This window comes from Seonamhaeicola sp. (assembly GCF_028281565.1).
Lineage (GTDB): Bacteria > Bacteroidota > Bacteroidia > Flavobacteriales > Flavobacteriaceae > Seonamhaeicola.
Window position 1 is genome coordinate 26,681 of sequence record NZ_JANQJQ010000011.1, and the last position, 21,755, is coordinate 48,435.

At 37.6% G+C, this 21,755-nt stretch carries 20 protein-coding genes and 1 other RNA gene; 9 read left to right on the forward strand and 12 right to left on the reverse strand.

Annotated elements, in window-relative coordinates; all coding sequences use genetic code 11:
* Positions 1-42: 42 nt before the first annotated feature.
* Complete coding sequence (locus tag Q0983_RS04750; protein WP_299549542.1) at positions 43-1,299, reverse strand: tetratricopeptide repeat protein; 1,257 nt, start codon at positions 1,297-1,299, stop codon at positions 43-45.
* A 17-nt stretch (positions 1,300-1,316) separates the two neighbouring features.
* Positions 1,317-3,878, reverse strand: a complete 2,562-nt coding sequence (gene gyrA / locus Q0983_RS04755) for a DNA gyrase subunit A (protein WP_299549545.1) — start codon at positions 3,876-3,878, stop codon at positions 1,317-1,319.
* Between the two features lie 261 nt (positions 3,879-4,139).
* On the opposite strand from gyrA, the gene Q0983_RS04760 reads away from it, so the two are divergent.
* The 5 genes from Q0983_RS04760 (at position 4,140) to Q0983_RS04780 (ending at position 9,770) form a co-directional block, all read left to right on the forward strand.
* The gene (locus Q0983_RS04760) at positions 4,140-6,686 is read left to right on the forward strand and encodes an ATP-dependent Clp protease ATP-binding subunit (protein ID WP_299549548.1); all 2,547 of its coding nucleotides are present in this window, start codon (positions 4,140-4,142) and stop codon (positions 6,684-6,686) included.
* A 119-nt stretch (positions 6,687-6,805) separates the two neighbouring features.
* Positions 6,806-7,369, forward strand: coding sequence for an RNA polymerase sigma factor (locus Q0983_RS04765; RefSeq protein ID WP_299549551.1), 564 nt, complete (start codon positions 6,806-6,808; stop codon positions 7,367-7,369).
* A 12-nt stretch (positions 7,370-7,381) separates the two neighbouring features.
* Positions 7,382-7,942, forward strand: a complete 561-nt coding sequence (locus Q0983_RS04770; protein ID WP_299549554.1) for a hypothetical protein — start codon at positions 7,382-7,384, stop codon at positions 7,940-7,942.
* Positions 7,920-9,005: a hypothetical protein gene (locus Q0983_RS04775; RefSeq protein ID WP_299549557.1), complete on the forward strand. Its 1,086-nt coding sequence runs from the start codon at positions 7,920-7,922 to the stop codon at positions 9,003-9,005. Before Q0983_RS04770 ends, Q0983_RS04775 begins: the two co-directional genes overlap by 23 nt.
* A 30-nt stretch (positions 9,006-9,035) precedes the next feature.
* Positions 9,036-9,770 carry a head GIN domain-containing protein gene (locus tag Q0983_RS04780; protein ID WP_299549560.1) on the forward strand — a complete coding sequence of 245 codons (735 nt, stop codon included), beginning with the start codon at positions 9,036-9,038 and terminating at the stop codon, positions 9,768-9,770.
* 162 nt (positions 9,771-9,932) lie between these two features.
* Here the strand turns inward: Q0983_RS04780 and Q0983_RS04785 are convergent, their stop codons facing one another.
* Both Q0983_RS04785 and Q0983_RS04790 read right to left on the reverse strand, forming a co-directional pair.
* Positions 9,933-11,258 (reverse strand): MFS transporter, encoded by a 1,326-nt coding sequence (locus Q0983_RS04785; RefSeq protein ID WP_299549563.1) that lies wholly within the window; start codon positions 11,256-11,258, stop codon positions 9,933-9,935.
* Positions 11,259-11,405: 147 nt separating this feature from the next.
* The gene (locus Q0983_RS04790) at positions 11,406-12,221 is read right to left on the reverse strand and encodes a M48 family metallopeptidase (protein WP_299549566.1); all 816 of its coding nucleotides are present in this window, start codon (positions 12,219-12,221) and stop codon (positions 11,406-11,408) included.
* Positions 12,222-12,386: 165 nt separating this feature from the next.
* Between Q0983_RS04790 and msrB the strand changes: the two genes are divergently transcribed.
* Positions 12,387-12,863 carry a peptide-methionine (R)-S-oxide reductase MsrB gene (gene msrB, locus Q0983_RS04795; protein ID WP_299549569.1) on the forward strand — a complete coding sequence of 159 codons (477 nt, stop codon included), beginning with the start codon at positions 12,387-12,389 and terminating at the stop codon, positions 12,861-12,863.
* 80 nt (positions 12,864-12,943) lie between these two features.
* Positions 12,944-13,495: a DUF1572 domain-containing protein gene (locus Q0983_RS04800; RefSeq protein ID WP_299549572.1), complete on the forward strand. Its 552-nt coding sequence runs from the start codon at positions 12,944-12,946 to the stop codon at positions 13,493-13,495.
* Here Q0983_RS04800 and Q0983_RS04805 read toward each other — a convergent pair whose 3' ends face one another.
* Positions 13,496-14,779, reverse strand: coding sequence for an NAD(P)/FAD-dependent oxidoreductase (locus Q0983_RS04805; protein WP_299549575.1), 1,284 nt, complete (start codon positions 14,777-14,779; stop codon positions 13,496-13,498).
* Between the two features lie 106 nt (positions 14,780-14,885).
* On the opposite strand from Q0983_RS04805, the gene lpdA reads away from it, so the two are divergent.
* Positions 14,886-16,262: a dihydrolipoyl dehydrogenase gene (gene lpdA / locus Q0983_RS04810; RefSeq protein ID WP_299549578.1), complete on the forward strand. Its 1,377-nt coding sequence runs from the start codon at positions 14,886-14,888 to the stop codon at positions 16,260-16,262.
* Positions 16,263-16,322: 60 nt separating this feature from the next.
* On the opposite strand, the gene Q0983_RS04815 is transcribed toward lpdA, so the two are convergent.
* The 3 genes from Q0983_RS04815 to Q0983_RS04825 all read right to left on the reverse strand — a co-directional run bounded on the left by Q0983_RS04815 (position 16,323) and on the right by Q0983_RS04825 (position 17,964).
* Positions 16,323-16,805, reverse strand: coding sequence for a porin family protein (locus Q0983_RS04815; RefSeq protein ID WP_299549581.1), 483 nt, complete (start codon positions 16,803-16,805; stop codon positions 16,323-16,325).
* A gap of 19 nt (positions 16,806-16,824) precedes the next feature.
* Positions 16,825-17,244: a type II 3-dehydroquinate dehydratase gene (aroQ, locus tag Q0983_RS04820; RefSeq protein ID WP_299549584.1), complete on the reverse strand. Its 420-nt coding sequence runs from the start codon at positions 17,242-17,244 to the stop codon at positions 16,825-16,827.
* Positions 17,245-17,466: 222 nt separating this feature from the next.
* Positions 17,467-17,964, reverse strand: a complete 498-nt coding sequence (locus tag Q0983_RS04825; RefSeq protein WP_299549587.1) for a DUF3575 domain-containing protein — start codon at positions 17,962-17,964, stop codon at positions 17,467-17,469.
* 199 nt (positions 17,965-18,163) lie between these two features.
* On the opposite strand from Q0983_RS04825, the gene xerD reads away from it, so the two are divergent.
* Entirely contained in the window at positions 18,164-19,075 is a 912-nt protein-coding gene (xerD, locus tag Q0983_RS04830) for a site-specific tyrosine recombinase XerD (protein ID WP_299549590.1), read from the forward strand.
* Between the two features lie 178 nt (positions 19,076-19,253).
* Here xerD and rny read toward each other — a convergent pair whose 3' ends face one another.
* The 4 genes from rny to Q0983_RS04850 all read right to left on the reverse strand — a co-directional run bounded on the left by rny (position 19,254) and on the right by Q0983_RS04850 (position 21,649).
* On the reverse strand, positions 19,254-20,828 hold the full coding sequence (gene rny, locus Q0983_RS04835; protein ID WP_299549593.1) for a ribonuclease Y: 1,575 nt from the start codon (positions 20,826-20,828) through the stop codon (positions 19,254-19,256).
* A 57-nt stretch (positions 20,829-20,885) separates the two neighbouring features.
* Positions 20,886-20,994, reverse strand: a non-coding RNA gene (ssrS, locus tag Q0983_RS04840) — 6S RNA.
* 55 nt (positions 20,995-21,049) lie between these two features.
* The gene (locus Q0983_RS04845) at positions 21,050-21,343 is read right to left on the reverse strand and encodes a cell division protein ZapA (RefSeq protein WP_299549596.1); all 294 of its coding nucleotides are present in this window, start codon (positions 21,341-21,343) and stop codon (positions 21,050-21,052) included.
* 15 nt (positions 21,344-21,358) lie between these two features.
* Positions 21,359-21,649 (reverse strand): hypothetical protein, encoded by a 291-nt coding sequence (locus Q0983_RS04850; RefSeq protein WP_299549599.1) that lies wholly within the window; start codon positions 21,647-21,649, stop codon positions 21,359-21,361.
* Positions 21,650-21,755: the final 106 nt, after the last annotated feature.

A 21,755-nucleotide genomic window follows, 5' to 3' on the forward strand; every position in this document is an offset into this window, starting at 1 on the left:
CAAATTGCAACGGCTTTTTTGTACAATGTTTGAATAAATGATTTAGTTGGCTCCTGCTTCAATCGCATCAACCATTTCTTTCATTTCTTTATATTTATCAGTCTCACCTAAAATACTGTAGATATTCATTAGCGTTTTGGCCGCATTAATACTTTCCGGGTCAATCTCAAGTGCCTTGGTTAAGAACGGTACCGCTTCCCTGTAAAGGTCCTGCCTTTTATTTCTTAATTCTTCGTAACGCTTATCATCAGCAGCAGAACTTCCTAATCCATTCATTTCTTCAATAATAGATTCTTCTTTACCTAAGATTAAAGCTGATAAATTGATATACGCATTTATGTACTCAGGATCTAACTCTATAGCTTTTTCATAATACGCTTTTGCCTCGTCGCTCTCTCCTGAATCTGCAGAGATCACACCTAAATTATATTGTAATTCAGGGTTTTTAGGATCCATTTTTGTGGCCTCCTGCAGAAGCTCTTTAAACTTCTCAGTGTTACCCATTTTAAAATGAACATTAGCCTCAGACAACAATAAATTTACATCATCAGGAGTTTCAGCTCTTGCATCTTTCATGGCTTCAAGCGCCTTTTCATTATTCCCCTGACTCACATAGATCAACGCAATATTCTTTACAATTTCAGGTTTTTTAGATTCTGTTGTTTTCTCAAATGGCTTAATATGTGTTTTCGTTTTAACCGAAATATCACGCATTTGTTTATTCGGGAAAGCCTCTTCCTTTTGAGTCTTTTTATCAATAGCAAAGTACTGCTTGGCAATACCTGTATACCCCAGCGCTTTCAGTTTTTCATATAAAACCAAGGCTCTGTCATATTCTTTTACATTAACCGCCGTGGCCGCAGCGTAATATAAGAAGACCGTATCCTTTTCCGTAACATTATAGGACTTCTCAAAATACTGTGAAGCCGTTGAATAATCTTTTGCTTCATAAGCCTTGTTCCCCTTAGTCAACAACGAGTTGGCTATATCTTGTTTTAGTTTGGCTATTTCTGCAGGATAAGACGTTTTAACTTGTGCTAAATTTTCAATAGCCTTATCATAATCTTCCATGGTGCCTCCACCGTTTGCATAAAAGGCCTGCCCTTTCAGGTAATAGAACTTATCTTTTGTTTTGGCATCCATGGCAGACAGTAAAGATTCCGCCTGGTTTAATGCTGCTTTTGCTTCAGCAAAATTATTACCTTTAATAGCTTTATCTGCACTCTTCAATTCCTTTTTTTGAGCAAATGAAAAGCTTGTTATTGCTAATGCTAAAGCTATAATAATTTGTTTCTTCATTTTTAAATATTATTAAATTAATTATCAGTGTTATCTTCGTTTACATTAGTATCAAGAGTTGTGCCATCCTCAGAATCACCAGTGTTTTCAACACCTTCGACCACATCAACATCGTCTTCGTCATGCATCACTTTAGCAACGGCTGCAATAGAATCCGAGTTTTTAAGGTTGATCAGCTTAACGCCTTGCGTGGCTCTGCCCATAGTCCTCAAATTTACAACTTCTAATCTAATGGCAATCCCGGATTTATTTATAATCATTAAATCATCAGTATCCGTCACACTTTTAATGGCAACAAGGCTTCCGGTTTTTTCGGTGATGGATATGGTTTTAACACCTTTTCCGCCTCTGTTAGTTATTCTGTATACCGGTTCTCCATCTTCAGGATCGTCAATATAAGTTCGCTTACCATAACCATTTTCAGAAACAACCAATACCGTTTCTTCCTGCGGATTTTCTATGGTTACCATTCCAATGACCTCATCATTAGGTCCGGCCAGGGTTATACCTCTAACTCCGGATGCGCCACGGCCCATAGGTCTTGTTTTAGCTTCTTCAAAACGAATGGCTTTTCCGGATTTAAGTGCCAGCATAACCTGACTGTCACCGGTAGTTAGTTTAGCTTCTAACAGCTCATCGCCCTCTTTAATGGTAATGGCGTTGATACCATTAGTTCTTGGACGCGAATATTGTTCCAGAGACGTTTTCTTAACCTGACCGTTCTTTGTGGCCATAATAACATAATGGCTGTTTATATAGTCTGAATCCTTTAAATCCTGAGTACAGATGAACGCTTTCACTTTATCATCCTGTTCAATATTTATTAGATTTTGAATGGCACGTCCTTTAGAGGTTTTACTTCCTTCCGGGATTTCATAAACACGCATCCAGAAACATTTTCCTTTTTGAGTAAAGAATAACATATACTGGTGGTTGGTACCCACAAATAAATGCTCTAAGAAATCCTCATTTCTGGTAGTGGATGCTTTTTGACCAACACCGCCTCTGTTCTGTGTTTTGTATTCCGTTAAAGAAGTACGCTTGATATAACCCGCATGTGAAATAGTAATAACCACTTTTTCATCCGGAATCATATCTTCAATACTTAAATCACCTCCGGCATATTCAATAGTGGAACGACGCTCATCACCGTACTTATCTCTCACCACTTCCAACTCTTCTTTTATGATATCCATGCGGCGTTCTTTCTTCTCCAGGATATCTTTTAAGTCTTCTATGGTTTTAATCAGCTCCTCATATTCTGTACGCAACTTATCTTGCTCTAATCCAGTAAGTTGCCTTAGTCTCATTTCAACTATTGCTTTAGCTTGGATTTCGGTTAGCTTAAAGCGTTCCATCAACTTCTCTCTGGCTTCATCTGCATTAGCTGAAGCTCTGATTAAAGCAATAACTTCGTCAATATTATCGGAAGCAATAATTAAACCTTCAAGTATGTGAGCGCGCTCTTCCGCCTTTCTCAATTCATACTTGGTCCTTCTTACAACAACCTCATGCCTGTGCTCAACAAAATGATGTATTAGATCTTTTAAGTTTAAAAGCTGCGGACGCCCGTTAACAAGTGCAATATTATTGACACTAAAAGAGGACTGCAATGCCGTATATTTGTACAGTTTGTTCAACACAATGTTAGGAATGGCATCGCGCTTTAAAACGTATACAATACGCATGCCCTTTCTGTCAGACTCGTCTCTGATGGTAGAAATACCATCCAATTTCTTATCATTGACCAGATCCGCAGTCTTCTTGATCATATCCGCCTTATTGACCTGGTAAGGAATTTCGGTTACCACAATGGATTCCCGCCCCTGAACTTCTTCAATATTGGCTTTAGCCCGGATTACAATGCGGCCACGCCCCGTTTGAAAGGCTTCTTTTACGCCGTCATAGCCATAGATGGTTCCTCCCGTTGGAAAATCCGGTGCTTTTATATGCTTGATCAATTCATCTACTTCAATGTTATTATCATCAATATAAGCGATGGTTCCGTTAACCACTTCGGTTAAATTATGAGGTGGCATATTGGTGGCCATACCTACGGCAATACCCGAAGCCCCATTTACTAAAAGGTTTGGGATTCTGGTTGGTAAAACGGTGGGCTCCTGAAGCGTATCGTCAAAATTTAATTTATGATCAACGGTTTCCTTTTCAATATCTGCCAACATGTCTTCAGATATCTTCTGCATACGTGCTTCAGTATAACGCATCGCTGCCGGGCTGTCACCGTCAATTGAACCAAAGTTCCCCTGTCCGTCAACTAACAAATAACGCAGACTCCATTCCTGAGCCATTCGCACCATGGTGTCATAAACCGATGTATCGCCATGCGGATGATATTTACCTAAAACCTCACCTACTATTCTTGCAGATTTCTTATGCGCCGAATTTGCTCTAACACCAAGTTCATGCATACCATAAAGGACACGTCTGTGAACCGGTTTTAAACCGTCTCTTACGTCAGGTAACGCACGTGACACAATGACCGACATTGAATAATCAATGTAAGCCGATTTCATTTCATCTTCAATGTTAATAGGAATCAATTTTTCTCCTTCTGCCATATATAAATCTATTAATTTTTAAGAGTTTTTCAAAACATGCTAATATAAGTATTTCATTAGTGCCAAGAGCTGATTTGCGTTAGTTTTTTGACATGATTTATTAACAATTTCGCCCCCTTTTTTAGTTAATAAGTATCTACCCAAATATTTTGATTTTATAAAGTTTTTTTCGTCAATTAGCAACTGACACATAAAATAGGGTATAGTTTTTGCCTTTAGTCAACTATTATTAGTATTTTTAATGCAGAAAGGATTTTAATTATGGATGATAATTTTTCACCAAGAGTAAAAGATGTCATTGCTTACAGCAAGGAAGAAGCATTGCGTTTGGGTCATGATTTTATTGGCACTGAACACCTAATGCTCGGGCTTTTACGAGATGGTAATGGGAAAGCCATTAATATATTAAACGCCTTAGATATTGATTTAAACCATTTAAGACGAAAAGTAGAAATATTAAGTCCTGCCAACCCGAATATTACCGTTTCTTCAAACCAAAAAAAGAATTTGCATCTGACTAGGCAAGCAGAACGTGCCTTAAAGACCACATTCTTAGAAGCAAAATTATTTCAAAGTACATCAATAAACACAGCACATTTGCTATTGTGTATTTTAAGAAATGAAAACGACCCCACTACCAAGCTTTTAAATAAGCTTAAAGTTGACTACGATAATGTTAAAGAACAGTTTAAACTTATGATTACAAACGATAACGATTATATAGAACCTAAAGCAGAATCTTATCAGGATGACACGCCAAATCCTGAAGATGAATCGTCTAAGGATATTTTTAACCCGCCGGCGGGTAAATCAAACAAGAAGTCTAAAACACCTGTTTTGGATAATTTTGGACGTGATTTAACAGCTTTAGCCGAAGAAGGCAAGTTAGACCCTGTTGTGGGTAGAGAAAAAGAAATACAGCGCGTCTCTCAAATTTTGAGTAGAAGAAAGAAAAACAATCCGCTTTTAATTGGGGAACCCGGTGTTGGTAAATCTGCCATTGCCGAAGGACTGGCCCTTAGAATTGTAAAACGAAAAGTATCCAGGATCCTTTTCAACAAACGGGTGGTTACCCTTGACCTGGCAAGCCTGGTGGCGGGAACCAAATACAGAGGACAATTTGAAGAGCGCATGAAAGCGGTGATGAACGAGCTGGAAAAGAATGACGATGTTATTTTATTCATCGATGAAATTCATACCATTGTTGGTGCCGGTGGTGCCACAGGTAGTTTAGACGCTTCCAATATGTTCAAGCCTGCTTTGGCGCGCGGTGAAATTCAATGCATTGGAGCCACTACACTTGATGAGTACAGACAATACATAGAAAAAGACGGTGCTTTGGAACGTCGTTTCCAAAAGGTCATTGTGGAGCCTACAAGCGTTGAAGAGACCATTGAGATCCTTAATAATATAAAAGGCAAATACGAAGAACATCATAATGTTGATTACACGACGGAAGCTATTGAAGCCTGTGTGAAATTAACCAACAGGTATATGACCGAGCGTTTCTTACCGGACAAAGCCATTGATGCTCTGGACGAAGCCGGTTCGCGTGTCCATATCACCAATATTGATGTTCCCAAACAGATCCTGGAGCTTGAAAAACAGCTTGAAGAGATCAAGGAAACAAAGAACGCGGTCGTACGCAAACAGAAATACGAAGAAGCAGCCAAGCTTAGGGATGATGAAAAACGTCTTGAGAAAGAATTAGCCATAGCCCAGGAAAAATGGGAAGAAGACACCAAACAACATCGTGAAATTGTAACCGAAGATAATGTGGCTGATGTCATTTCCATGATGACCGGTGTTCCCGTAAATCGAATTGCACAGACCGAGATCAATAAATTAGCACAGTTACCCGAGCTTATTAAAGGCAAGGTTATTGGTCAGGACGAAGCGGTTGGCAAAGTGGTTAAAGCTATTCAGCGTAACCGTGCCGGGCTAAAAGATCCTAACAAACCCATAGGGTCCTTTATCTTCTTAGGTCAGACCGGTGTGGGTAAAACACAATTGGCTAAAGTACTTTCCAGGGAGTTATTTGACAGTGAAGATTCGCTGGTTAGAATAGACATGAGTGAATACATGGAGAAGTTTGCCATTTCAAGATTAATTGGTGCACCTCCGGGGTATGTTGGTTATGAAGAAGGTGGTCAGTTAACTGAAAAAGTAAGGCGTAAACCTTACGCGGTGATACTGTTGGATGAAATTGAAAAAGCCCATCCGGATGTATTTAATATGTTGTTACAGGTACTTGATGACGGATATTTAACAGATAGTTTAGGTAGAAAAATAGACTTCAGAAATACCATTATCATCATGACATCCAATATTGGAGCCAGAAAACTAAAAGATTTTGGTACCGGTGTTGGTTTCGGAACTGCCGCCCAAAAAGCCCAGGAAGATACTAATGCCAGAAGGGTTATCGAAAATGCTTTGAAAAAATCTTTCGCTCCGGAGTTCTTAAATAGAATTGATGATGTAGTGGTCTTTAACCCACTGGAAAAAGAAGACATCAACAAGATCATTGATATTGAATTGGAAAAACTTCTAGCGCGTATTAAAGGCTTGGGTTATGTTTTAAAACTGACGAATACCGCCAAAGATTATATTGCTGAAAAAGGGTTTGACAAACAGTACGGTGCCAGGCCTTTAAAAAGAGCCATTCAAAAGTATATTGAGGATGCTTTGGCCGAAGAGATCGTTGCCTCTAATATTCAGGATGGCGATAAAATTAAAATCGATTTAGATAAAAAATCCGATGAGTTAAAAATATCGATAGAAAAAGCTGAAAAGCCTGCAGAATCTTAGGTTACATTTAACTCAAACCATAATAAAATCCTACTTTCTTTCAGATTGTGGGATTTTTTTTTTGGAACAACTGTAACAAAACAAAACAACTTTAATCTATACTATAAACATTTGTTTTTTTGACGCCAGCTAAAATCAATATTGAACAACTAATAGCTTTATGCTTATCGGGCAACCAATCTGCACAATTGGAAGTTTACAACCGCTATTATAAAGCTATGTATAATACCGCTTTCAGAATTGTAAAAAACAGTTATGAAGCGGAGGATATTATGCAAGACTCGTTTTTGATGGCTTTTACAAAATTGAACAGTCTTAAAGACACCTCAATATTTGGATCCTGGCTAAAACGAATCGTGATAAACAATAGCATTTATCATTATAGAAAGAACACAAAAAACAAGGAAGTTCCTCTGGATGATATGCTATATAAAGTTGAGGACCATAGCAGTGGTTTTGACAGTGATTATGAGTTTACAAACTTAAAAGCAAAACAGGTTTTAGAGACTCTTAAAACACTAAAGGACAATTACAGAATTGCTTTAACACTCAACTTAATTGAAGGTTATGATTATGAAGAAATTGGCAAGATATTGAACATATCACAAGCTAATTGCAGAACGACCATATCAAGGGCTAAAGAAAGTTTAAGGCAAAAATTAATGGCAACCGCCGAAGCTTAAAACAAAAAGATTATGAAGGATCCTATAGAAAAACTATTTAGCAGACTGGAAAACGAGTTTGATCTGGAACATCCGGAAGCGGATCATACACAACGCTTTTTAGATAAACTAAATAACCAAGGCGAGCTACCACTGATTAAAGCGGATAAACAATGGCGTCGTTTATGGAAACCTTTGGTTGGTGTAGCCGCCACTATAGTCCTTTTGTTAACTTTTGTGTTTAATACTTCACAAGAGACCAGTAGAGACCTGGCCAGTGTTTCACCAAAAATGGCCGAAACCCAGGACTTTTTCCTGATTTCTATTAATGAAGAATTAAGTAAACTTCAGGAAGAGAAATCACCTGAAACACAACAATTAATTCAGGATGCCATGGATAGAATTAAAGTTTTGGAAGACGAATACGAATTGTTAAAGACCGATTTAACTGAAAGCGGTGATGACAGTCGTGTTATATACGCCATGATATCAAACTTTCAGAACAGAATAGACGTCTTAAAGTATACCTTAGAGCAAATAAATATTACAAAACAATTTAAAAATCAATCAAATGCAACGAGCAATACAATTTAAAACACTTTTAATACTTCTGATGCTGCCGCTATTTGCAGTAGCAACTGTAAAGCACGAGGGGAAGTACACCAAAAAGAAAACCATTAATAAGGAGTATTCCGTCAATAAAAATGCCACGTTAAAGGTAGATAACAGCTACGGGAATATTGATGTGGTTACCTGGAATGAAGACCGTATAGTTTTTGAGATTACTATCACCACCTCCGGTAACGATGAGGAAAAAGTACAGGAAAAGTTAGATGGTATTTCGGTTGAATTTAACGCCTCTCCCAGCCTGGTTTCAGCTGAAACCAAATTCGGCAAAAAAGGATCCGGTTCATGGTGGAACTGGGGCAAAAAAAGTAAAATAAGTATCAATGTACATTACATTGTAAAAATTCCAATTACCAATAATGTTAATTTGAATAACGATTACGGAAGCATCAATTTAGATAAGCTTGAAGGGGTTGCTAACATTAATTGTGATTACGGAAAGATCACCACTAAAGAGTTAATGGCAGATAATAACAGTTTTAACTTTGATTACACCAAAAACTGTCACTTTGAATATATCAAAAGTGGTAAAATTAATGCTGATTATAGTGGTTTTACAGTTTCTAAAACTAATAATTTAAACATTAATGCAGATTATACTAACTGTAAAATTGAAATAGCTGAGAATATTAACTACAACTGTGATTATGGCAATTTAAGTGTAGACAATGTCAACAACATTAAAGGAAACGGAGACTATGTTACCACAGTAATTGGAGATGTTTACAAAAGCGTTTCGTTACGAGGGGATTACGGCACTATTAAAATTGGGCAGTTAAACGAAAATACCAATAGTGTAACTGTAACAGGTGACTATATGGGCATTAAAATAGGGTACGCTCCAAATTACAATTTCAGCTTCAACATCAATTTAGATTATGCGGCTTTTAGCAGCAGTGGTTTGGAATTTACTAAAAAGAACTCACAATCTCACTCTAAACAATATGAAGGGTATCATGGCAGCGCTTCTACGGGAAATTTTGTCAAAATTAGCTCAGATTACGGAGGGGTATCATTAAAGAAAAATTAATTCATCAAACAAACTATAAAATTTAAACGTATGCAATCAACAATCAAAAAACGAACAGTTCTATTTTTATTCAGCTTATTTGTTGCAGGGGCATCCTATGCGCAATGGAATTCGGTAAAAGGCAATGGTAACATGACAACCGTCACCAGAACCACCGGAGATTACGACGGTATTAAATGTGCAGGCAATATGGACTTTGTCCTGGTTAGCGGCAATGAAGGCCAAATTAAAATTGAAGGTGAAGAAAATTTGATGGAATACATTGTTACTGAAGTAAAAGGCAGCAACTTAATCGTCAAGGTAAAAAATGGTAAAACCTTAAAATCCAGCAAAGGAAAAACTATAAAAGTAACCATTCCCTTTGAAGCTATTAGTAAAGTGTCATTAGCCGGTTCCGGTGACCTGTGGAATGAAAGTCCCATTAGCGCATCAGATCTGGATGTATCACTTGCCGGTTCGGGAGACATTGTTTTGGATGTTAAAGCTACTTCTGCCAAAGGTGCTGTTGCCGGTTCCGGCGACTTAACTTTAAAAGGAAGTACCAATAATCTGGAAGTCAAAGTTGCCGGTTCGGGTGATTTTCATGGCTTCAGTTTAGAGTCAAACAATACCGAAGTTTCCATTGCCGGTTCGGGAGATGCTAAAGTAGTAAGCAACGAAAGTATAAAAGGGCGTGTGGCCGGTTCCGGTGATATTGTCTACAGAGGAAACCCTGAAAAAGAAGATAATAAAGTGGCTGGTTCTGGCACTATAAAAGCTAATTAATAATCATCTATTATAATTTAAAAGGGCTGTCTAAAAAGTACCAAAAACTGTCATTCTGAACTTGTTTCAGAATCTCACTCAATTGGTTATCAGGTGGTGTTATGAGAACCTGAAACTAGTTCAGGTTGACAAAAATCTTACTTTTTAGATAGCCCCTTTGTTTTAAATCTTAGAGACCTTTTTAGTTCTGAACAGCAAAATTACCCCGATAACAAAAAAAGTAATTAAAAACAGAATGGAATAGCGCATACTACCGGTCAGTTCAGCCACAAAGCCATACATAAACATGCCTATGACAATACCTATTTTTTCAGAAACATCATAAAAACTAAAATAAGATGCTGTATCCTCAGAATCTAAAGGAATAAGCTTACTATAAGTTGATCTGGATAAGGCCTGAACCCCTCCCATCACTAAACCAACACAAGCTGCAGTTATATAAAACTGAAGTGGGTTTACTACAAAATAGGCATAAGCACAAATGGCAATCCACAGGAATATAATAACGATCAGGGTTTTTATATTGCCATGCTTCTCAGAAAGTTTCGCAGTGTAATTAGCACCCAGAACTGCTATCAATTGTATCAATAAAATACTTATTATTAACCCGGTGGTCGAGTCTTGCTTTCCCCAATCTAATTCTTCAACCGCAAAATATGTGGCGGCAATCATAATGGTTTGTACAGCCATGCTGTAAACAAAAAAGGCACTGAGATACCGTCTAAGTACTTTATTGGTTTTTAAGGCTTTCCATATTTTTTTCAACTCTTTATACCCATGAACTATCACAGAACGCGTTACTTTTTGACCTTCATGGGTTCCCGTAGGCAAATGTTTAAAAGTATATTGCGCAAATCCCATCCACCAAACGCCTACCATAATAAAGGCTATTCTTGTTGGTACGCCGGCATCGGTAAAACCGAACGTATCATAAAAAAGGATCATAACTAAATTTACCACCAGTAAAATAACACTTCCTATATAACCTAATGAAAACCCTTTAGCACTTACTTTATCCTGCTGTTCAGGATATGCGATATCCGGTAAATACGAATTGTAAAATACCAGGCTTCCCCAAAAACCTACTAAAGCCAACAGATAACACAACAATCCAAAAAACAGATTATCAAGCGAAAACCAGTACAGACCAATACAAGACAAGGATCCCATATAACAAAAAAACTTCATAAAGTTTTCTTTGTTGCCAACGTAGTCTGAAATGCCGGATAGTATTGGGGAAATTATTGAGACTATTAAAAAGCTCAAGGCTGTAACATAACTTATAAGCGAATCGTTATTGAAATCATACCCGAAAAATGTTACGGTGTCACTTATTTTATTGCCCTCAGCATCTTTAATGATGGTTAAAGCTCCATAAAAAATGGGGAAAACTGCTGAAGATATGACTAGCGGATAAACCGAATTTGCCCAATCATAAAAGGCCCAGGCATTAAGTAATTTTTTACTTCCTTTTTCTAATACTGCCATAATTAAAAAGCTGCCCTTTTATGAGCAGCTTCTAAAGTAATCAAATATTTTTATTAGTGAAACTCAATTTTAAGAAGTTGTTGAAGCGCACTTAAAATTGCTAGTTGAACTAACCCCACTACAGAGCGGGGTCCCTGTCTTAAATCATCATCTATATGAAGTCACCCCAAACTTGGCGGCTTCAGTTTTAGCTTTAGGAGCTAAAGCTTTCAGATTAGCTATACGGGTATCATTAGACGGATGGGTACTTAGAATTTCAGGAGGAGCCTGCCCGCTGCTTTTAGCTTTCATACGTTCCCAAAGCCTTGACGCTTCATCCGGATTATACCCGGCAATAGCCATTAAATAAACCCCTATTCTATCTGCTTCATTTTCATGGGCCCTGCTAAATGGTAACATAACACCAACGGTAGAGCCTATACCGTAATATTGATTAAACGCATTCCTGTCTTTTTCATCTTTAATAGCAACATTTCCTGCAATGGCAACGCCCGCCTGTAAATAAGCGGCACTCATTCGTTGTTGCCCGTGATTTGCTAATGCATGCGCTACTTCGTGGCCCATGATAGCTGCTACACCGGTCTCGCTTTTCGCTATCGGTAAAATACCCGTGTAGAAAACTATTTTCCCTCCGGGCATACACCAGGCATTTACAGTCTTATCATCAACTAAATTATATTCCCACCTGTAATCTTTTAAATAACCCTGATGTCCATTGGCATTTAACCAGCGTTCAGCAGCCACGGCAATGCGTTGCCCTACTCGTTTTATCATTTCCGCATCTTTTGTCCCGGTTACCACCTTATTTTCAGACAAAAACTGATTATATTGGGAAAAAGCTGTTGGGAATAACTGGGAATTTGGGACCAAAGCCATGGTTTTTTTCCCAGTGAACGGATTCGTAGCGCATGCTATGCATATAGCAACAACACCTAATATTATAAGTGATCTTTTCAGTTTCATTCTAAGTAAGTTTATTTATTTATAAAAATACAAAAATTGTACCTCGATACTTTTTTGACACACTATTTTTTTATTGGTCACCTGAATTTTAAGATTTATCTTTAATGGGATGCGTTAAGTTTTAAAGTAATGACCGACCTATTTTAAAAATTAAACTCTTAAACAATGAAAAAATTGCTTATTCTATTGATATGTTGTGCTTTTTTAAGTTGCAACAGTACTGCTCAAAAAAACAATAAAAGCACTGAAGTATTTAAAATCACCAAAACTGATGAAGAATGGAAATCCCAGTTAACCGATATGGAGTATTATGTACTTAGAAAAGCGGGTACTGAGCGAAGTTTTTCCAGTCCGCTAAATAAAAATTATAAAAAAGGGACTTATGTCTGTAAAGCCTGCGAAACACCTTTATTTAAAAGTGAACACAAATATGATTCCGGAAGCGGATGGCCCAGTTTTGACAGAGAAATAAAAGGGAATGTAGCTTATTCCACCGATTATAATATCGGCTATGCCAGAACCGAAGAACATTGTGCTACCTGTGGTGGCCATTTGGGACATGTATTTAATGACGGTCCAAAAGACACGACCGGCAAACGACATTGTATCAATGGTGTAGCTCTAAAATTTGTTCCTGAATAATTTCAAATTCCAAAAATGCTAAATGTTCACCAAATCGATTTGGAATTTGGTATTTTTAAAATTGAATTTATTTTTAAAGTATGGAAAGCTACCTGAGCAGTGTCATTAAACAATTTAAATACTACAAATCTTTAGGCGATAAAACCATTGAACAATTTAGCTTTAGGGAATTGCAAAAAGAATTTGCCCCGGATTCTAATGCTATCTCCATAATTGTTAAACACCTTGCCGGGAATATGCGAAGCCGATGGACCAACTTTCTAACCGAAGATGGTGAAAAAGAATGGCGACATCGTGACACCGAGTTTGAAGACACCTATACATCCAAAGAAGAATTAATCGAACATTGGAATAAAGGCTGGCAGTGTTTGTTTAGTGCTATCGAACCCTTAGGGGAAAACGATTTAGAGCGCATTATCTTTATTCGCAATCAAGGCCATACCGTTACTGAAGCCATTAACAGACAATTGGCCCATTACTCCTATCACGTAGGCCAAATCGTGTTTTTAGGAAAACTACTTAAAGGTGGCGATTGGGAATCTTTATCTATCCCTAAAGGTAAATCGACAAGTTATAATAAAGAGAAATTCAGCAAAGAAAAAGGCAGACGTCATTTTACGGATGACCTATAATTAACCATTGCTTCTTCTTTTAAACGGCCTTATAATCAATCGCGCTTCCCTGTCAAACCGCACATAATTGTAGACCCAGTTTATAAAAACTACCATACGGTTTCTAAAGCCTATTAAGAAGAACAAGTGGACAAACATCCAGACATACCAGGCAAACACCCCTTGAAATTTCCATTTCTTCAAATCCACTACCGCTTTATTGCGTCCAATAGTAGCCATGGAGCCTTTGTCTTTATAAGTGAATGGCTTTAATGGTTTTTCTTCTATTAACTTTAATAAATTATGCCCTAATTGCTCGCCTTGTTGAATAGCGGGTTGCGCCATCATAGGCAGGCCATTAGGAAAATCCTCAGTTTCCATACAAGCCACATCACCAGCAGCAAAAATATGCTCAAAACCTTTAACCTGACTGTATTCATTCACTATAAGGCGATTTCCCCTGGTGATAAAATCACCTGCGTCCAACCCCTTTATAGTGGCGCCTTTTACCCCTGCCGCCCAAATCAGGGTGGCTGTCTCAAAAGTCAGATCAGTATCCGTAGTAGCAGTTTTGCCGTCATAATTGGTGACACGGACGTTCTTCCAAATATTTACACCTAACTTTTCTAAAAAATCTTCAGCTTTTTGAGACGCCTTGTCGCTCATGCCCGGTAAAATACGCTCCCCTCCCTGTACCACATGTATCTGTGCCAAACGTGTATCTAAGTCGGGGTAATCCTTAGGCAAAATACCCTTTTTAATTTCGGCCAGAGCCCCGGCAAGCTCCACCCCTGTCGGGCCTCCGCCAACAATCACAAAGTTCATTAAGGCATTGCGTTCATTCAAATCGGAAGTCAACAAAGCATCTTCAAAATTCTCTAGAATCAGGCTCCGCAGGTTAAGTGATTGTGGTATGGTTTTCATGGCCATACTATGCGTTTCTATTTCGCTATTCCCAAAATAATTGGTTTTGGAGCCCGAAGCAATTACCAGGTAATCAAACTTTAAATCACCTATACTGGTTTTAACCTTATTTTTTTTGGTATCAACCGCTTTTACATTTGCCAACCGGAAATAAAAGTTTGGAAAATCCTTTAATATTTTTCGAATGGGATATGCTATGGAATCGGGCTCTAATCCACCTGTAGATACTTGATATAATAAGGGTTGGAATGTGTGGTAATTATGCTTATCCAATAAAACAACCTGAACCTCTTGCTTTGATAATTTTTTTGCTAAAGCTACACCTGCAAAACCGCCGCCAATAATAACAATTCTGGGGTAACTTGTCCTGGGAATATTCATATAATAATGCTTGCACTACAAAGGTACTAAAAGATACAAATTTTATAGGGTTCTAAATTCTTTATTCTAAATCGATTTTGTAAATTTGCTGCTTAAATTCTAACACATGAGTAAATACGATATTATAGTTTTAGGAAGCGGTCCAGGCGGGTATGTTACGGCAATTAGAGCCTCTCAATTAGGTTTTAAAACAGCTGTAGTTGAGAAAGAAAACTTAGGTGGTGTATGTCTGAACTGGGGATGTATTCCAACAAAAGCCCTTTTAAAATCGGCTCAAGTATTTGAATATCTGAAACATGCGGAAGATTACGGTTTAAAAGTTAAAGATGCCGAACACGATTTTGGTGCTGTGATAAAACGAAGTCGCGGTGTTGCTGAAGGCATGAGTAAAGGAGTTCAGTTCTTAATGAAAAAGAATAAAATCGATGTCATTGAAGGGTATGGAACACTTAAACCTGGTAAAAAAGTGGATGTTGACGGAACTATTTATAGCGCTGACCATATTATTATAGCAACCGGGGCACGCTCTCGCGAGCTGCCAAGTTTACCGCAAGACGGTAAAAAAGTTATTGGTTATCGTGAAGCTATGAGCTTGCCAAAACAACCCAAGAAAATGATTGTAGTTGGATCCGGAGCCATTGGTGTTGAATTTGCTTATTTCTATAACTCTATTGGAACAGAAGTGACGGTTGTGGAGTTTTTACCAAATATTGTTCCCGTTGAAGATGAAGAGGTTTCCAAACAATTGGAGCGTTCATTCAAAAAGAGCGGGATCAAAGTCATGACTTCTGCCGAGGTTACCAGTGTTGATACTTCAGGAAATGGCGTTAAAGCAACGGTTAAAACTAAAAAAGGTGAAGAAATCCTTGAAGCTGATATCATTTTATCGGCTGTCGGGATTAAAACAAATATTGAAAATATTGGATTGGAAGATGTCGGTATTGTGGTTGACAGAGATAAGATCATTGTAAACGATTTCTACCAAACTAATATTCCGGGTTACTATGCCATTGGTGATGTAACACCGGGACAAGCATTGGCCCACGTAGCCTCTGCAGAGGGTATTTTATGTGTTGAAAAAATTGCCGGTATGCACGTAGAACCAATTGATTATGGTAACATCCCGGGATGTACTTATTGTTCTCCGGAGGTGGCAAGTGTTGGTTTAACCGAGAAACAAGCTAAAGAAAAAGGATTGGAGATTAAAGTGGGGAAATTCCCGTTCTCTGCTTCGGGTAAAGCGAAAGCCGGTGGCGCTTCCGACGGTTTTGTAAAGGTTATTTTTGATGCCAAATATGGCGAGTGGTTAGGCTGTCATATGATTGGTGCCGGTGTTACCGATATGATTGCCGAAGCAGTTTTAGGCAGAAAATTGGAAACTACAGGGCATGAAGTTTTAAAAGCCGTACATCCACACCCTACCATGAGTGAAGCGGTTATGGAAGCTGTGGCTGATGCTTATGATGAAGTCATTCATTTATAAACAACAAGTCTAACAAATAATATTAAAAAAATGCGATTCTTTTAATAAGGTCGCATTTTTTTATATCCTGAAGCCAACCCCTAGAAACAGGCTATTAGGTGTTAGTTCTTCAAAACCTATAGCATATTTTACATGAATATCTATGCGGGAAGTCACATTATATGAGGAACTCAGATCTGCCCGGATCTTCAACTTGTTGGAAAAGAAATCGAAAAAATAATTAATGCTTGGGCCTACAAGGAGATGTAATTTATTGGCAACCTCATATTTTAAATAAACAGGTACATTCAAAAATTTAAAATCTTTGAGAGAAATGAATAATAACTCAGGTTGCAGGGCATAATCCTCATCAATTTCAAAATCTAAGAATGCGCCCCCATAATATCCGGAAGCGGTATCCTGAGTGAACCCGAAACCGGACGCTTCCACTTTGAAAAAGGTAAAGTTTAGCCCGCCCTTAATACCAAAATCAACATTTGATTGCGCCTGTACCGAAACGCATATCAGGCAAAGTATTAAAACAACGTGTACAGCCGTTCGCATTTAATGAAAGGTTATGATCTTAGTTCAGAAAGCTTTGAATGGCTAATTCATAACTCTGCAAACCAAATCCGAGAATAACGCCCTTGGCTGCCGGTGAAATATAAGATTGGTGCCTGAACTCTTCTCTGCCAAAGGTATTGGAAATATGGACTTCAATCACAGAGGTTTCAATAGCTTTTACGGCATCTCCCAATCCGACTGATGTGTGCGTATAAGCAGCTGCATTTAGAACTATACCATCATAGCTAAAGCCTACTTCATGAAGTTTATCAATGAGTTCACCTTCAATATTAGATTGATAATAATCTATACTAACATTAGGATACTTGTCTTTTATTTCCTCTAAAAACTCCGTAAATGTTAAACTACCGTAAATATTAGGTTCACGCTTTCCAAGTAAATTTAAGTTGGGGCCGTTAATGATGATCAGTTTTTTCATCTGTAATTTTTTATTCATAATTATAGGTCATGCTTCGACGGAGCCTGTCTTGAGCGCTAGTCGAAAGGCTCAGCACAGGCATGTAATTCGCCATTGTAATAACAACATCGTATTGCGCATTCATCATGGCCCATTTCATAGCGGTAAAGATATTTAAAATTTGAGCATAAAAAAAGGAAGCCCTTGGTGCTTCCTTTTTAAATATGATTCGTTTTATTTTAATTAGAAATTAAACCCTAGAGACAATCCCAATCTGGGTCCTATGCCGTCAAATCCAAAATCAAATGTCGGATCATCAGCATCAATACTGTAATATGCCGGCCCTCCGTATAAATCCAAAGTGACTGGTTCCCAGTTCCATTGGTATCCAATAACACCACCGGCCACAAATGCCGAAACATTTAAATCGTTACCACTTGCAGAAGAGTAACTGGCAACCGGGCCTGCAAACCATCCTTCCAAAACATCTTTAGAGTTTTGAAAATAAAACCTGTATTGCAATCCGCCGGCAAAACCGGTATAGTCTACAATACCGGAATTAAATGACGCATAGGCTAAATCTACCTGAAAGGATTGGCTATCATTTAAAGCACGTTCATAACCTACCTCAAAGGACCCTACAATTAAGGCTAACGGATTAAACTTAACTATGTTTTCCTGGGCATTCATTTTTGAAAGACCAAATACTGCCAATGCAGCGACTAATAAAATTTTCTTCATTTTTTAATATAGTTTTTAAAGATTAGCTGGGATAAAAGTAAGATAAACATTAAATAACAGGTATGGATTTTACTTATATTTTTAAGGGAAAAATATTTCCGTAATTCGAAATTTATGTGTATAACACAGGGGCAATATATTACAATAATATTCACAAGGCCGAAGAGGAAAAAACTTTAAGTTTATTACATTTACAGTTATGAAATGGGAACATGCGCTTAAAGATTATAAACTATACCTGAAAATAGAACGTGGCTTATCCGATAATTCTATTGATAATTATTCCCGGGACGTCAAAAAACTAATCGGTTATCTGGAAGCCCATGCGATAGGTACCTCTCCTATTTCGATTTCAGCTGACATCATTAAACAATTTATTTACGAGGTGGCTAAAGATGTAAATGCACGTTCTCAATCCAGGATTATTTCGGGCTTACGTAGTTTTTTTAATTATTTGGTTTTTGAAGATTACAGAAAAGAGAATCCGTTAGAACTCATTGAGTCTCCTAAAATTGGTAGAAAGCTCCCTGACACCTTATCTGAAGAAGAAATAAATAGTATCATAGATTGTATTGATTTAACCAAGGAATTTAACAACATTAGAATCGGTGAACGTGACCGGGCGATGCTTGAAACACTTTATGGTTGTGGGTTACGGGTCAGTGAACTTGTGAATTTAAAAATTTCGGATCTGTTTTTTGATGAAGGCTTTATAAAGGTAACAGGTAAAGGAGATAAACAACGGTTTGTTCCTATTGTAAACAGCACTAAAAAATTCATAAATATCTACAAAAATGAGGTAAGAAATAAAATTAACGTTCAACCTGGCTTTGAGGACACGCTTTTTTTAAATAACAGAGGCAAACAACTTACGAGGGCTATGATATTTACCATTATAAAACAATTAGCCAAAAAAGCCGGTATTAAAAAGAAGATATCGCCTCATACATTCAGGCATTCCTTTGCCACGCATTTATTGCAAAATGATGCCGATTTGCGTTCCATTCAACTCATGTTAGGACACGAAAGTATTACCACTACGGAAATTTATGTTCACGTAGATAAAAACCATTTAACCAAAGTGGTTGAAACCTATCATCCCAGGAAATAGGTTATTATAACTGTGACCGAAGACAGAAGACAAAAGACCAAAGACAGAAGACCGAAGACCGAAGACCGAAGACCGAAGACCGAAGACCGAAGACCGAAGATTAAATATACTCATTTTGAACAATTAAGCTCTAAAATAATCCACTTCTAACTTCTAACTTCTAACTTCGTGCTTCCAGCTACTTCGCTATGTTAACCGCTCTGGTTTCCCTGATCACCGTTACTTTAACCTGACCGGGATACGTCATATCGGTTTGTATTTTCTGAGAAATATTGAATGACAGATCCGCAGCCATATCATCATTGACCTTTTCACTCTCAACAATCACACGCAACTCTCTACCAGCTTGTATGGCATAGGCTTTCTTTACACCGTTAAATCCAAAAGCAATGTCTTCCAGATCCTTTAAACGTTGTATATAACTATCTAATACCTGACGACGTGCTCCGGGACGCGCTCCGGAAATGGCATCACAAACCTGAATAATAGGTGCTAATAACGACTTCATTTCGATCTCATCATGGTGCGCTCCAATAGCATTACAAACATCTTTCTTCTCCCCGTATTTTTCAGCCCACTGCATTCCTAAAATAGCATGAGGTGTTTCCATGTCAGCTTCAGCATCCGGCACTTTCCCTATGTCATGCAACAATCCTGCGCGTTTGGCTAATTTAGGATTTAACCCTAATTCTGCCGCCATGACGCCACAAAGCTTAGCCACTTCACGTGAGTGCTGTAACAGGTTTTGCCCGTAAGACGAGCGGTACTTCATACGCCCCACCATTTTAATAAGTTCGGGATTCAAATTATGAATACCTAAATCAATTACGGTACGCTTACCAACCTCAATGATCTCCTGCTCTATTTGTTTCTTGGTTTTCTTAACAACTTCCTCAATACGTGCCGGGTGAATTCTTCCATCCGTTACTAATTTATGAAGTGATAAACGGGCAATCTCCCTGCGAACAGAATCAAAACAAGACAGGATAATAGCTTCCGGTGTATCATCAACAATAATTTCCACACCAGTAGCAGCCTCGATGGCTCGAATATTTCGGCCTTCACGACCAATGATCCTACCTTTTACGTCATCAGATTCAATATTGAAAACAGATACACAGTTGTCAACAGCTTCTTCTGTTCCAATGCGTTGAATGGTATTTATAATGACTTTTTTAGCTTCTTGCTCCGCAGTTAGTTTGGCTTCTTCCAAAGAGCTTTGAATATAGGCCATAGCATCATTTCTGGCTTCGCCCTTTAACGATTCTACCAGCTGTTCTTTGGCCTCTTCAGCAGAAAGGCTAGAAATAACTTCAAGCTGCTGTACCTGACTTTTATGTAACTTATCGAGTTCTTCCTGCTTCTTTTCCAGTACATCAAGCCTGTGATTATAGCCTTTTATCTTATCTTCCAGGCTTTGATTTAGCTTCTTTCCTTTTGAAAGTTCATTAGAGATCTGAGATTCTTTATCCCTGGTTCTCTTCTCGGCTTCAGCCATTTTCTTGTCTCTGGACAAGATCACTTTTTCGTGCTCCGCCTTAAGTTCAATAAACTTTTCTTTAGCCTGAAGAATCTTATCCTTCTTAATATTTTCACCGTCGCTTTTAGCTTCTTTTAATACTAATGAAGCATTCTTTTTGGCTTCTTTTAAAAGTTTAGATGCTTTATTTTTTTCTAACGTTTTTGCAATTATAAAGCCTATTATCAAGCCTAATACTGCACCCCCTACTGCAAATATGATTGAGTTATCCATCCTTAATTTAGTTGATTTATATATAAAAAAAGCCTACACCAGTATAAAGTTTTGTATAAACTCCTTAAAAACAAGTTTAGGGCTAACAAGCTGATCAAGGATCCTCTACTTGGGAGGCCTGCTTTTACAACTTAAACTCACCCTTTTTAAAGAATTAACGTTGAGTTTATCAAAAAAAATAACTAATGTAGGCAGTAACTTTAGTTTATTTTAAAGAACGTTTAAGAGTTTAAATGTGTCTGTAACAAGTCATTAAGCTCCTTTAACTTAACTTCCACATGTTCATTCACATGCTCTTTATCAATAGTTTTCTGTTCAACCTGAGACGCAAACTGTAAAGCACACATGGCCAATACATCTTGTTTATCTCTAACAGAATAACTTTGCTCAAACTGTTTAATCATATATTCAATGTTTTTAGCCGCTTTACGTAACCCTTCTTCCTGATTTGCTTCAATAGTTAAAGGATACACCCTATTAGCTATGGACAGCTTTATTTTAAGCTTTTCTAACATTGAATTTATGTTACATTAATCTGAGAGTTGTGCTATACAATGATCTATATCCCTAATTAATGCGTTTATTTTAAGCTTAGTCTCTCTTTTATTATCGTCACTACCAAGTATGGAATTTGCCATTTTAAGAGCATCGTATTTTTCTTCCCATTGTGCAATGTGCAACTTTTGGTTCTGAATTTCTTTTTTTGAAGCTTCCAATTCCTGCGATAATTTCAAATTAGCCTGCTTTAAAAGCTCTAGTTTGTGTAATACTTTGCTAATTTTGTTTTCTAAAGAATCTACAATATCTTCAATATTACTCATTTACAAAATTCAATACTTATCTCACAAAGTTAACATACCTGTGTATAAATAACAATTGTTTTTAAATAAAATTTTTAAATGCCTCTTGATTGTCTGTTGAAAAAAC

Coding starts and splice junctions, on each gene's coding strand:
- rny (WP_299549593.1), bottom strand. CDS start 20,828: ATGGATAACTCAATCATATTTGCAGTAGGGGGTGCAGTATTAGGCTTG.
- msrB (WP_299549569.1), top strand. CDS start 12,387: ATGAAAAAATTGCTTATTCTATTGATATGTTGTGCTTTTTTAAGTTGC.
- Q0983_RS04845 (WP_299549596.1), bottom strand. CDS start 21,343: ATGTTAGAAAAGCTTAAAATAAAGCTGTCCATAGCTAATAGGGTGTAT.
- xerD (WP_299549590.1), top strand. CDS start 18,164: ATGAAATGGGAACATGCGCTTAAAGATTATAAACTATACCTGAAAATA.
- lpdA (WP_299549578.1), top strand. CDS start 14,886: ATGAGTAAATACGATATTATAGTTTTAGGAAGCGGTCCAGGCGGGTAT.
- Q0983_RS04780 (WP_299549560.1), top strand. CDS start 9,036: ATGCAATCAACAATCAAAAAACGAACAGTTCTATTTTTATTCAGCTTA.
- Q0983_RS04770 (WP_299549554.1), top strand. CDS start 7,382: ATGAAGGATCCTATAGAAAAACTATTTAGCAGACTGGAAAACGAGTTT.
- Q0983_RS04790 (WP_299549566.1), bottom strand. CDS start 12,221: ATGAAACTGAAAAGATCACTTATAATATTAGGTGTTGTTGCTATATGC.
- Q0983_RS04825 (WP_299549587.1), bottom strand. CDS start 17,964: ATGAAGAAAATTTTATTAGTCGCTGCATTGGCAGTATTTGGTCTTTCA.
- Q0983_RS04775 (WP_299549557.1), top strand. CDS start 7,920: ATGCAACGAGCAATACAATTTAAAACACTTTTAATACTTCTGATGCTG.
- Q0983_RS04760 (WP_299549548.1), top strand. CDS start 4,140: ATGGATGATAATTTTTCACCAAGAGTAAAAGATGTCATTGCTTACAGC.
- Q0983_RS04850 (WP_299549599.1), bottom strand. CDS start 21,649: ATGAGTAATATTGAAGATATTGTAGATTCTTTAGAAAACAAAATTAGC.
- gyrA (WP_299549545.1), bottom strand. CDS start 3,878: ATGGCAGAAGGAGAAAAATTGATTCCTATTAACATTGAAGATGAAATG.
- Q0983_RS04750 (WP_299549542.1), bottom strand. CDS start 1,299: ATGAAGAAACAAATTATTATAGCTTTAGCATTAGCAATAACAAGCTTT.
- aroQ (WP_299549584.1), bottom strand. CDS start 17,244: ATGAAAAAACTGATCATCATTAACGGCCCCAACTTAAATTTACTTGGA.
- Q0983_RS04800 (WP_299549572.1), top strand. CDS start 12,944: ATGGAAAGCTACCTGAGCAGTGTCATTAAACAATTTAAATACTACAAA.
- Q0983_RS04815 (WP_299549581.1), bottom strand. CDS start 16,805: ATGCGAACGGCTGTACACGTTGTTTTAATACTTTGCCTGATATGCGTT.
- Q0983_RS04805 (WP_299549575.1), bottom strand. CDS start 14,779: ATGAATATTCCCAGGACAAGTTACCCCAGAATTGTTATTATTGGCGGC.
- Q0983_RS04785 (WP_299549563.1), bottom strand. CDS start 11,258: ATGGCAGTATTAGAAAAAGGAAGTAAAAAATTACTTAATGCCTGGGCC.